Annotated in this window: 14 protein-coding genes; 2 read left to right on the top strand and 12 right to left on the bottom strand. The window is 50.9% G+C overall.

The annotated features are described in order from the left end of the window. The first annotated feature begins 2 nt into the window (after positions 1–2). Complete coding sequence (locus O6P33_RS08165) at positions 3–707, top strand: ABC transporter ATP-binding protein (RefSeq protein WP_269817295.1); 705 nt, start codon at positions 3–5, stop codon at positions 705–707. 48 nt (positions 708–755) lie between these two features. On the opposite strand, the gene O6P33_RS08160 is transcribed toward O6P33_RS08165, so the two are convergent. The 5 genes from O6P33_RS08160 to tusD all read right to left on the bottom strand — a co-directional run bounded on the left by O6P33_RS08160 (position 756) and on the right by tusD (position 3,212). Further along, on the bottom strand, positions 756–1,727 hold the full coding sequence (locus tag O6P33_RS08160) for a glycosyl transferase family protein (RefSeq protein WP_269817294.1): 972 nt from the start codon (positions 1,725–1,727) through the stop codon (positions 756–758). Positions 1,728–1,820: 93 nt separating this feature from the next. Beyond that, positions 1,821–2,162, bottom strand: a complete 342-nt coding sequence (locus O6P33_RS08155; RefSeq protein ID WP_269817293.1) for a TusE/DsrC/DsvC family sulfur relay protein — start codon at positions 2,160–2,162, stop codon at positions 1,821–1,823. Next, on the bottom strand, positions 2,159–2,461 hold the full coding sequence (gene tusB, locus O6P33_RS08150) for a sulfurtransferase complex subunit TusB (RefSeq protein WP_269817292.1): 303 nt from the start codon (positions 2,459–2,461) through the stop codon (positions 2,159–2,161). Before tusB ends, O6P33_RS08155 begins: the two co-directional genes overlap by 4 nt. Then, positions 2,461–2,820: a sulfurtransferase complex subunit TusC gene (gene tusC / locus O6P33_RS08145; RefSeq protein ID WP_269817291.1), complete on the bottom strand. Its 360-nt coding sequence runs from the start codon at positions 2,818–2,820 to the stop codon at positions 2,461–2,463. Before tusC ends, tusB begins: the two co-directional genes overlap by 1 nt. Beyond that, the gene (gene tusD, locus O6P33_RS08140; protein ID WP_269817290.1) at positions 2,820–3,212 is read right to left on the bottom strand and encodes a sulfurtransferase complex subunit TusD; all 393 of its coding nucleotides are present in this window, start codon (positions 3,210–3,212) and stop codon (positions 2,820–2,822) included. Before tusD ends, tusC begins: the two co-directional genes overlap by 1 nt. Before the next feature lie 521 nt (positions 3,213–3,733). Here tusD and O6P33_RS08135 point away from each other — a divergent pair. Then, entirely contained in the window at positions 3,734–4,492 is a 759-nt protein-coding gene (locus tag O6P33_RS08135; RefSeq protein WP_269817289.1) for a YggS family pyridoxal phosphate-dependent enzyme, read from the top strand. Positions 4,493–4,553: 61 nt separating this feature from the next. Here O6P33_RS08135 and O6P33_RS08130 read toward each other — a convergent pair whose 3' ends face one another. From O6P33_RS08130 to O6P33_RS08100, 7 genes are all read right to left on the bottom strand, one after another. Next, positions 4,554–5,729, bottom strand: a complete 1,176-nt coding sequence (locus O6P33_RS08130; RefSeq protein ID WP_269817288.1) for an MFS transporter — start codon at positions 5,727–5,729, stop codon at positions 4,554–4,556. Between the two features lie 51 nt (positions 5,730–5,780). Then, positions 5,781–6,503 (bottom strand): SGNH/GDSL hydrolase family protein, encoded by a 723-nt coding sequence (locus O6P33_RS08125; RefSeq protein ID WP_269817287.1) that lies wholly within the window; start codon positions 6,501–6,503, stop codon positions 5,781–5,783. Next, entirely contained in the window at positions 6,497–8,488 is a 1,992-nt protein-coding gene (locus O6P33_RS08120) for a DUF3488 and transglutaminase-like domain-containing protein (protein WP_269817286.1), read from the bottom strand. Before O6P33_RS08120 ends, O6P33_RS08125 begins: the two co-directional genes overlap by 7 nt. Continuing rightward, positions 8,485–9,453: a DUF58 domain-containing protein gene (locus O6P33_RS08115; protein WP_269817285.1), complete on the bottom strand. Its 969-nt coding sequence runs from the start codon at positions 9,451–9,453 to the stop codon at positions 8,485–8,487. The genes O6P33_RS08120 and O6P33_RS08115 overlap by 4 nt, the downstream gene beginning before the upstream one ends. Next, a complete protein-coding gene (locus O6P33_RS08110; protein WP_269817284.1) occupies positions 9,453–10,370 on the bottom strand; it encodes an AAA family ATPase in 918 nt (305 codons plus the stop codon). The genes O6P33_RS08115 and O6P33_RS08110 overlap by 1 nt, the downstream gene beginning before the upstream one ends. Positions 10,371–10,476: 106 nt before the next feature. Continuing rightward, the gene (locus O6P33_RS08105) at positions 10,477–10,758 is read right to left on the bottom strand and encodes a hypothetical protein (RefSeq protein ID WP_269817283.1); all 282 of its coding nucleotides are present in this window, start codon (positions 10,756–10,758) and stop codon (positions 10,477–10,479) included. Between the two features lie 23 nt (positions 10,759–10,781). Beyond that, positions 10,782–11,837: an AI-2E family transporter gene (locus tag O6P33_RS08100; protein WP_269817282.1), complete on the bottom strand. Its 1,056-nt coding sequence runs from the start codon at positions 11,835–11,837 to the stop codon at positions 10,782–10,784. Positions 11,838–11,856 lie beyond the last annotated feature (19 nt).

Genomic DNA, 11,856 nt, shown 5'->3' with positions numbered 1-11,856 from the left:
TCATGTTAGTTATCAATGATATCTGTACCTATTACGGCAAGATCCAAGCTTTGTATGATGTATCCATCAAGGTCAATCGCGGCGAAATTGTCACCCTGATTGGTGCCAACGGCGCTGGAAAAACCACATTAATGATGACCCTCTGCGGCGATCCACAAGCATCCAGCGGTGAAATCATTTATGAAGGCGAAGAGTTGCGCGGCAAAACCACTGCACAAATCATGCGTAAAGGAATGGCCATAGTGCCAGAAGGCCGCCGAGTTTTCTCACGTCTGACGGTAGAAGAAAACCTCGCCATGGGCGCTTTTTTCTGCGATGACAAGCATGTCCGCAGTGAACGCTTAGACCGCGTCCTATCATTATTCCCACGTTTGCATGAACGCTTCCAACAACGCGCAGGCACCATGAGTGGCGGTGAGCAGCAAATGCTCGCCATTGGCCGCGCCTTAATGAGTGAGCCACGCTTATTGCTGCTGGATGAGCCATCTCTAGGGCTAGCCCCCATTATCATTCAGCAGATTTTCAAAATCCTTGAGCAACTGCGCAATGATGGGGTGACCGTGTTTTTAGTCGAGCAAAATGCCAACCAAGCACTCAAGCTGGCTGACCGCGGCTATGTGATGGAGCATGGGCGCATTGTTCTTGAGGATACCGGGGCAAACCTACTCAGTAATGAAGCCGTCCGCCAAGCCTACCTAGGCGGCTAGCCGCACACTGACTCAGCGCCGCTGCTGTGTTTGCAAGCGGCGCTTTAATTATGCCCCGTGGCGTTTTTCCCACATTTCTTCGGCTGCTGAGAATGCTTCGGCTCGTTCACGACCTAAGCCGCGCAACGCCAGTGCCATGGTGGCTAAGATTGCTTGTTCAGCATATAAATCCTGCTCAGTGCCCTGCCACACAGCTATTAGGCGCTCCACTTGTAAAGTTTGCGCTTTAACCTGACGGCCAATTTGTGCTGGCCATTCCTCCTGCCAAGCTTGCCCAGCTGTAGCACCTAGCACCTGATCGGTGGTGTCAGGACGCACTTCAATTTCACCACCATCGCCTTTAATCACCAAGGCATGATCACCTAGAAGCACATTGGCTTGCTGGTGCACAGCTTGGTAACCGGGATGAAAAATACTCTGCAGGCCGCAACGTGCAGCTAAAGGATTGAGTAACCGTGCTAATGAATGCACAGGTGAGCGCAAGCCCAAGGTGTTACGCAAATCGATCATGCGCTGCAAAGCGGGCATCCAAGTGCCTAATGGCGCAAAAGCGATGCTGTCTTGTTCAAGGCTCTGGGCGACTTCCGACCAAGATGCACAGGATTGAATTGCTAACTTTGCGAGTAAATCTTCCGCATACATACGCCCAGCGGTGTGTTGCCCGCCGCCATGCATGAGGATACGTACACCGTTATTTGCCAAGGCTTTTGCCGCCAACATAAACCACGGCAACTGCCGCCGCTTGCCAGCATAACTGGGCCAATCAATATCCACGGCAATCGCAGGCGCAGCCACCCGCTCACGCACTGCTTGAGTAAAGCCTGCCAACTCTTCTGGGCTTTCTTCTTTAAAGCGCAATAGCATTAAAAAAGCACCCAGCTGTGTGTCTTCAACCTCACCATCAAGCAGCATACTCATTGCTTGATAAGCTTCTGCTTGGGTTAAACCGCGCGAACCTTTTTGCCCTTTACCTAAAATACGTACAAAAGGGGCAAAAGGATGTTCCAGCATTGCACTCATGGCAGCACTCCGATCAATAATTATTAAAATAAATGCAGCACATGAAGTTAATCACAGCTCTTGCTCTAACCACTGTTTATAGCACAGCTGTTATTAAAAACAGTTGGCTGGCTTGGGTAGACCGGCCAAGCGCGCAGCCAATTTAGCCGGCATGCCATTAAACAAGCCATTTAAATAAAGGCTATTGCCTTTTTCTTTACCTAAATTAACGGCCACATACTTAACCAAAGCACGGTTCGCTGGCGACAATTGAAACTGCTGATAAAACTCTTGCAGCAAATACAAGACCTCCCAGTGCGCTGCGCTGAGTTCAATACCTTCTCGGGCAGCTAAAGCACGGGCTACCGGCTCAGACCAGTCAGCTAAATCACATAAACAGGCATCTTGATCGAGCGCTATCTCCTGCCCCTCAACGATTAATTTTTCTGTGCTCATGTCCAGCTATTGACCCGCGTGTACGTCAGGGTTAGCGCTACAAAAGCTGGGTAATCCACTAAGGTGACCGGCATTGCTGTGGCATCAATCCCGCGGGCAAGCACATCCTCTTCTAGCGCATACAAAGCATAGGTCTGCTCGCAAGCCAATAATTGCTGCGCCGCCAGGCTTTGTGCACGTAGAGCTTGTACTGCCTCGCCACAAAGTAAAATAGCGTCCTCTGCGGACAGGAAGCGTAAACAGCTTTGCAATTGAGTGCTCTGGGCAGCTGCTGCATTTAATATATGTAAGGTAGTCATTAAAACATCATCACATGGTCAAATTGGCGAATAAGCTGCTGTATTTGTACATCATCTAGCAACTCTGCTGGCACAGCTAACTGAGTTTGGCATACGCCGCGCGCGTTTAAACAATGCTGGCCGGCATAGAGTTGCTCAATGCCGAACATGGGCAAGGCCTGTAAGTTGGCTGACAGGTCTTTTTGCTCAAGGATTTGCGACTGTTGTTGCGCTACTAGTTGCAAGACGCCGTCATCGATAAATAAGACACTGAGCGGCAAGTCAAAAGCCCCGGCAGCCAGTGCAATATCCAAGGCTTCGGCCGCTGCCACGCCAGCCCAAGGTGCTTGACGACTGATTAATAATACGGACTTAGCCATTACTCGCCCCCAAAGCTGATGACGCGGTCAGCTTGTTGTAAGCCATCATGGAGCTGGCCTAAGCCTGAGAGCTGATAACATTCAGCCAGGTTCACGGCAGCGCGCTGATAGCGCTGTGCCTCAGTTTGATCCAATATTCCACGGCGTAAAGCTGCGGCAATGCAAACCACGGCATCCAGCTTATGCTCGGTAATAAAGGTTTGCCATTGTTTGGCAATATCCTGCTGATCCTGCGCAACGACCAGGTTATTGCTGGCTGTTAAAACGCCGTCCTGATAAAAAAATATTCGGACAATCTCATGCCCTTGCGCTATCACTGCTTGGGCAAACCTTAACGCGCGCCGCGTCGCCGGCGCAGTACTGGACGACAATACATTGATTACAAATTTCATAGCTAACCATCAGGCTAAATTTTGGCAAGTTTAGCAGATCCAGCCATTCCTAGCCGCCAGTGCTACCAACGTTGCTTAAAAACACTCATCTGTGCAGATGCCACACTTCAATATTTCAGCAGTGCCACACGGGTGCAGCGACAAGCGGAGCCATCGATGCGTAGCCCCGAATCGAGGCAGGATGCTGCGTTGAGGGAAAAGCGATACTAACAAGGTGCGGTATGCGCATATTGCTCTGGATACTTAGCTTGATTAAAAGCGTCAGTACGAGTGCATGTCGTACTTCGAGGTAGGTGTTAGTCCGTCGATGAACCCGTCCAGGGTTCAACTCCGGCGCTCGCCATCCATGGCTCGCTCACCACCCCCACCCCGAAGTACTCGTTGAGCATTTGTATGTGTTGCACTATTGCAAACAGTTATAGACAGCACCGCTGAATTGAGGGTGTGGGATCGAGATCACTAAACCTAGCAAGCCTGATAGACTGACATTAATATTTGTCACCTGTGTATAGGAGCCTACCTTGACCGACAACAGCACTTATCCTCAAGCTGAAACTATCGAACAACTGCGCCAAAACCTTGCCACAGTTCGTGCCCGCATTGATCAGGCCTGCGTACAAGCTGGACGTGACCCGCAAGAAGTACGCTTACTGCCCGTAAGCAAGACTCACCCTGCCGACTACTTGCGCCTAGCCTATGCTGCTGGCTGTCGCATGCTTGGCGAAAACAAGGTCCAAGAAGCCTATCAAAAATGGCAAGAACTCGATGACCTAGCAGACCTTGAGTGGAGTGTGATTGGCCACCTGCAAACCAACAAAGCTAAATACGTTGCCCGTTTTGCCAGCGAATTTCATGCTTTAGACAGTTTACGCTTAGCGCAAACACTCAATCAGCGTCTCGAACTTGAAAACCGCACACTCGACGTCCTCGTCCAAATTAATACCTCCGGCGAAGAGAGCAAATACGGCATTGATCCAGAACAAGCACACGAATTAATTGCACAACTCGGACAGTTTCAGCGCTTGCGCGTGCGCGGACTCATGACCCTCGCCCTCAACTCACCAGACCAAGAGGCTGTACGCCGTTGCTTTATCATGCTGCGTGAATTGCGCGATAGCTTGCAAGCCAGCGCACCCGAGGGTATGCAACTCAGCGAGCTCTCCATGGGTATGTCTGGTGATTTTGAACTGGCCATTGCCGAAGGCGCAACCATCGTACGCATCGGCCAAGCCATCTTTGGTGCTAGAGAGCAACCCGACAGTTTTTACTGGCCTAAATAAACCAGTACCGAAAAAACCAATAGCGCTCACTGAACTCAGGCAGCGCTATTGGTTGTAACAACTAAATACGCTCACGCACTCGAGCCCGTTGATCAGCCAGTCGCACAATCCACCAAGCCACAAGAATAATTGGCGGCAGTGAAGCAAGGTTGAGCCAAGTCCAACCCAGCTTATCCACCCCTACGCCAGCCAGCAGGCTTCCTACAGCTGCGGCAGTGAACACCATAAACTCATTAATACCCTGCACTTTACCTTGCTCAGCAGGCTCATAAGTAAAGGTTAACAAGTGGGTTGCACCAATATAAGTAAAGTTCCAGCCAACGCCCAACAACAACAAACCAATCAGGTAATGCCAGTAACTGTTACCCATAACGTTAACCAAAATGCATAAAGCCAGAGTTGCACAACCCCATAAAATAACCGTGCGCGAACTGTAGCGACGGATCAAGCCACCAGTGAAAAATGACGGCGCATACATCCCCAGCACATGCCACTGAATCACCCAAGCGATATTGCTAAATGGAAACTCATCCTGCTGCATGGCAATGGGCGTGGCGGTCATCAGTAACACCATAATTGCGTAACCAATGGCACCTGAGGCAATTGCTGCAACGAGTAACGGCTGCTTAAAGAGCTCTGCATAGCTGCGTGTCACCTGTTTCACCGTATGCTTAATTGGTGCTGCCAGCGGCAAACTGCTGATCAAAATCAAAGCTAAGACATAAATAATAAACAAGCCATAAAAAGCTCCAACAAACGGATTGCCATCAAACCACTGGCGTGACCAAATGGCTAAGTTAGGCCCCAAAATTGCTGCTAAAATACCACCGGCCATCACCATACTAATCGCCCGCGGGCGCTGCTCAATGGCGCAAACATCTAAGGCTGCAAAGCGGTATTGCTGGCCAGTACCAATGGCCATTCCAATCAAAAAGGTCCCACTGGCAAAGTGCATTAAACTATTGGCTTCCAAGCCTTGCAAAGCTACCCAAGTACCCAACAAACCAATACAGTTGCCCACAATAAAACCAACTTTGCGCCCCATCTTGTGCATCAGGTGCGCCGCCGGCAAAGTGGCCATAATTAAACCCAAAAACTGCAACGCAACGGGCAAAGTAATTAAAGCTGGGTGACTGGCTAATTGCTTACCAATTAACGCCGAAACCGCCACCAATAAAATATTTCCGGTAGTCAGCAAGGCTTGTGCAATCGCTAACCCCCACACAGTAATAGGCACGCAAGGCCTCCAAGACATAGTTGATATACGCGGGCATAGTATATGAAAAGCCTATTTATTGCTGATCTGGCTCGTGTCCGAGCAGCTTTTCAGTTGAGCAACCACTTGCTGCGCCCATAAGTCATAGGCAATGGCACTGGGGTGAAAACCATCCGCAGCGAGCATTTGCGGGCTAACACCCAGCTCAATGGGCATAAAGGTTAACTCTGCTGTTTGCTTGGCTAACCGCGTAGTCAGCGCATTTAAACGCCGCGCACGCCGCCCTAAGTAATCACTCAAGGGCCGTGGCAAGGCGGTAAAATGCTGCATCGGCGGTACTGCCGAGACCAAGATATTGCGCACTTTAAACTCAGCAGTGAGCCGTGCTCGCAACGCTTGCAGCTGGGCCACCCACACGGCATCTTTAGTACCAGCGGTGACATCATTGACACCCACTGCCAGCACCGCAACATCGTACTGGCCGCGCACTTCATCCAGCTTGGCTAAGAGTTGCTGCAAGGTGATGCCGCTTTCAGCCAGCAGTTGCCAACTGACTTGATAGTCTTGACTCAATTGTTTGCTTAATTGCCCCGCCAAGGCTTGCTCTTGCTGACTTACGCCAACTCCAGCAGCGGACGAGTCACCTAAAAGCAGGATGCGCAGCGCTGGCCCTCGGCCAACTTGGCCGTAGCGCGCACCGGCCGCCTCAGGCAAACGCAAAGTACTTCGCCGCACGTTACGCCCCTGCCAGAGCAACACCGGCGCCAAGCCTATCCGCAACAAAATATCTAACATAAATGTTTTTTCACCTGCACTAAAGCTTGCCGCAGAGCGCTAATGTCCTGCGTCTGCTGGGCATATTGCTGTTGCTCGTAAGTGTCTAAAAAAACCTGCAGAGCATGCTGCTGTTCGCTGGTTAAATCGACACTGATGCGCTCATAAAAGCTACGCAAACCTTCACCGGGCTCTCGGTTAAAACCGCGCCGACGCATAACTTTCTGTAAGTCTGCTAACACTCGCTGCACCGGCTCTGTTTGCCGCTGCCAAGGTTTAAACATCCACACGACAAGCACAGCAATAATCAGCGCAGCACTGATCACCAAGAGCAGTCCCAGTACCTGCCAATCCACCTTACCAAACCACTGCTTAAGCCAAGCCTGCTGGCGGTCACGCTGATAACCAAGAATCTGCGTTTGCCAGCTGTGATTCAGATTTTCCCAGCTCATGCGCAATTGATTAACCCAACCAATGTGTCGGTAGCGCAGCGGCGAAAAAAAGTCCCCCTGAAACAGCTCAGCTTCATCTTGCATCGAGTCTTGCAGGCCACGCTCAATGCGCTCAGGTGCCACCTGAAAGGTGGGGTCAACACTTTGCCAACCCACCCCCGGCTGCCAATACTCAACCCAAGCATGGGCATCAAACTGTCGCACCTGAACAAACTGCCCCGTCTGGTTCACCTCACCACCTTGGTAACCAGCCACCACCCGTGCTGGAATCCCCGCAGCGCGCAAAGCAAAGACCATGGCACCAGCGTAATGCGCACAAAAGCCATGCTGACTGCTAAACAAGAACTCATCCACGCTGTCATCACCCAATAGCGGTGGTTTTAGCGTGTAGTGGTATGGCTCTTGATTAAAATGCCGCAGCAGTGCCGCCACTAAGGCGTCATCGCTAGGGTACTGTTGTCGCAGTTGCTGCGCCCAAGCCCGAGTTTGCGCATTACCACCTCGGGGCAGCTGTAAAAATTGTTGCTGTTGGCGCTCACTCAATAACGGTTGACGCAGTGCATCAGGCCAAGAGGTTGCGCGATATTGGTAGGCACGGTTCACTGGGGTGCTGCGCTGCAAACGAAAGTCACTCATCTGAGAAATATTAGCCTGTTCGCTACTGCCCACATCCAGACTGAACAACCATGGTTGCGTGCTTGGTTCCATAATAATGCTGTAGCTGAGTGAGTCGCCCTGCGCTTGCCATTGCGGTGCTTGCTGCTCTAAACGTTGATTGACTGACCAACTGCGCCCATCAAAGTGCGGCAACGTCAGGGCGCGCCAATACAGTTGCGACTGCGCAGGAATTTCCCCTTCAAATCGCGCACGAAAAGCCAATGCCGAAGACTGTCCCAGTTCAGCCAAATCACCCGGCGACATACTGCTGGACAACCCTGTGGTGCCTTTATTACTTGGCTGCGGCAAACTCCACAGTGGCTCTAAGCGTGGAAACAAGACAAACAACAACACCATTAACGGCACGGCTTGGGCCAGCAAGCGTGCAGCCAGCTTAAAAGTCACTAGTGGCTGCTGCGCAAACTTGCTTTGTTGTAGGCCCAATAACGCAGAAAGCAGTGCCAGTACCGGCACAATACTGTACAGTGCAGCCAGTAAGCTATCCTCGAACAAATAGCTGGTGACCACGGTAAAAAGGCCTAAAAAAATCACCACCACAGCATCACGCTGGGTTCGCACTTCCAACATTTTTAAAATAAATGCGGTAATCAACAAGGCGATTCCTGCATCTAAGCCCACAAAACTGCCACGACTGAGGTATACCGCAAAAGCACTGGCCAACATCAGCAAGGCTTTTACCCATGTATTGGGAAAAGGTGCACGCATGCGAAACACTTGCACCCGCCACGCCGCACAACCAAGCCATAAACCAATCAACCACAGCGGCACATGGAAAAGGTGCGGCGCAATGACTAAAGCCTGTGCTATTAACAGCCAAATGAGGCTAATACGTGGAATGCTTTGCTCAGCTGTGTGCAGCGTATGTTTCATCCTCATGGCTGCGTCACTCCATATAAAGCCAAGGCGCGCAAACAGCTCTGGCGGTGCGCAAGACCAAAGCCCGGCCCCAGTGTTTGCCCAGGCAAATATAAGCTGTAAGGCTGATCGCTAGCACTGAGTTTAAGCACCTGTGCACATAACACCCCCAGCCGGTACTCAACTGCACCGCCGATTTGCTCAAAGTCCAAAACCTGTTGCTGGCCTTGCTGCTCAGTAAACTGCTTAATCAGTAAACCCTGACCTTTGGACCATGCTTTCCAGTGAATACGACGCAAAGAGTCACCGGGCTGCCAAGCCGTCAAACCATAATAATCATCTGCGCCTGCGGTAAAGGCTGTTTCAGCATTATCATGCTCATCGCCCTCACCCGCTGCTGCAGGCACAGCATCATCAATTGGCTGCGGATAAACCAGCAGCGCTTGGGCTAAATCCAGCTGACTCCAAGCGACAAACAAGCCCAGCGGAAAGCGCGTTTCCACACGTAAGCGTGGCGCTGGTTGCCAGCCACGCTGTTTGCCCAGCACGCTCAGCTCAGCCACTTGCTGATCATTGGCGGGTACATCAAGCAATGTTAATGCTTGCCGATGCCAACCAATCGCGATGGCTTGATAGGTATTTTTCTCACTGTATAAACCGACCCGATACAGGCCCTGCTCGCCAACAAAACACGGTACGCTACCGGCCGCGGACAAAGTCAATCCGGCTAAGTTACGCCAGGTATGAAACATGGTTAGCAAGCCCAGCGAAGCTAAAAGGAAGGTCAGCGCATAAGCCAAACTGTTTTGATAGTTAATTGCCACCAACAGCATGAGAATCAATGCGCCAGCGTACGCCACCCCCGTCCGCGTAGGCACAATAAAGATATGCCGCTGCTGTAGACGCAAGCTCTGCACAGGCGGCAAGCGACGCGCCAACCACGCAGCAAACCACTGCCTAGGCTTAGAGAGTAAACGACTTAACATTACAGCGCAGGCACATCGGCCAATAAGCTTTTGACAATAGCAGCGCTACCTAAACCACTGGGGCTATTTTGCTCACGTAAACGGTGTTCAGCCACTGCTGGGAAGACCACTTGCACATCTTCAGGTATCACATAATCACGACCGGCTAAAAATGCCCAAGCTTTCGCCGCAGCCAACAAGGCTAAACTGCCTCGCGGTGACAAACCAAAAGCCAGCTGCGCATGAATGCGGGTAGCTTCAACTAAGCGTAAGACATAACTGATCAGCGCATCGCTGGCCAACACCGCGCTGACCTGCTGCTGTGCGGCTAATAGATCTGCACGTGCAATCAAGGGCTGCAACTCAGTCAGCAACTCTCGACGCGCACTGCCTTGCAGCAATTGACGCTCAGCACTGGCACTGGGATAACCTAAGGATAAGCGCATCAAAAACCGGTCCAACTGCGACTCAGGCAAACTAAAAGTCCCACCTTGGCTCACTGGATTTTGTGTGGCGATCACGAAAAACGGATCCGGCAAAGGACGGGTTGCCCCCTCAATGGTAACTTGCCCCTCCTCCATAGCTTCCAGTAAGGCGCTCTGACTTTTAGGCGTGGCCCGGTTGATTTCATCGGCGAGCAGCAGCTCAGCAAACACAGGGCCAGGGTGGAAAACAAACTGGCTGGTTTCTCGGTCAAATACGGATGTTCCGAGAATATCTCCTGGCAATAAATCTGAAGTGAATTGAATCCGCTGATAGTTTAAGCCTAGCACCTGCGCTAATGCGTGGCTTAAAGTGGTTTTACCCATACCGGGCAGATCTTCGATGAGTAAATGCCCCTGTGCCAATAAGCACGACACGGCTAGACGCACGGAATGCTCTTTACCGAGGACAACCTGATTCACAGCAGTAATACAGGCCTCTAATTGATTGCGCATGCTCTACAACTCCATTTTCAGTATTTCTCTATGCTCGCCAGCTTTTACACAACTGGCAAAGGCCAAGCCAGATTCAGAGGCAAGCACAGATTGTAGCGTTTTATAATTAACGCCCAGCCCGTGATTCACGAATATAAAAACGTGCTTTTTCTGCTTTTTTCGAACAGCCTTCATAGGCTTCAAACTGTTGCTGGGCTTTCGCGCCAGTAATTAAAGTCAACGCTTTTGAATAACTGACAGTCCCAGCAAAACCTTCGGCTTTAGCTAAGTCCAGTTCATGCCAAGCACTGTCCAATTGTTGTGCACAAGTGCTGCGGTAATTGGTTTTCGCTGCGCAGCCTACTAAGACTGCAGCCAGTACAGGTAAACATATCCATTTCAAACGCATAACTGAGCCCTTTCTTGTGATTATCAGTTAACTTTCTCGTCATTTGGCTGGCTGCTAGCAATCCAGTCACTGACCAAGCTATAAGCGACCGCCAGTAAGGTTGGACCTAAGAACAGCCCCATAAAACCAAAGGAAAATAAGCCGCCAAAGACCCCCATTAGCACAATGACTAAAGGCAAGTTACCACCGCGACTGATCAGATAAGGCTTTAAAAAGTTATCCACGCTGCTAATGACTAACAAACCCCAAACCAATAGAAAAGCGGCCATGCCATAGTCTTGCTGCCAAAACAGCCAAGCCACTGCCGGCCCCCACACCAAAGGTGGCCCCATAGGAATTAAGCTCAGCATAAAGGTCAATGCGGCCAACAGTAGCGCACCAGGTACGCCGGCGATAACAAAACCAATTAAAGCAATAATGGCTTGCGCCGCAGCAGTACCAATGACCCCGTTAACCACTCGGCGCACAGTACCTGCAACCAAGTCGATGTAGTAATCAGCACGCTCTTCAATCAAGCGCTTAACTAAACTTTTAAAAAAATTAGCTAATACCGGGCCGTCGCGATAAAAGAAAAACACCAGCAGCAAACTCAGCGCCAGCTCCATAAAGCCAGTACCAATACTCGCACTGCGCCCTAACAACCAGTTGCCCATTTGCCCCATATAGGGTTTAACGGTGGCAAACATAGCTGCCCCCTGGTGATCTAAAGTTTGCCACAACTCCAGCAATCGATCGCCCATCATCGGCACACCTGCCAGCCACTCTGGGGCATCTGGCAAGCCTGTCACGCGCAGGTTTTTAATAAGTTCTGTTGCCGTACGGATATGGTCGGCAATATTAAAGCCCAGCCAGACCAGTGGTCCGGCCACAATTAACACCCAGCCAGCGGTAAGTACACCAGCGGCTAAGGTTGCATTGCCGTTTAACCAGCGGGTCAAGATGCGCATGACCGGCCAACTGGCAAAGGCCAAGACAGCGGCCCAAAATAAAGCGGTAACAAATGGTGTAAGCACCCAAAGACAGGCACCTAACAGCGCCAGCAATAAAATCTGCGCAAATAAACGGTCGTTACTGAACATAATCTGACTATCCAGTTAA

Origin of the sequence: Denitrificimonas caeni (assembly GCF_027498055.1) — a bacterium.
Taxonomy (GTDB): Bacteria; Pseudomonadota; Gammaproteobacteria; order Pseudomonadales; family Pseudomonadaceae; genus Denitrificimonas.
Note: the sequence above shows the minus strand (reverse complement) of the source record. Positions and strands in the feature narration are given on the sequence as shown.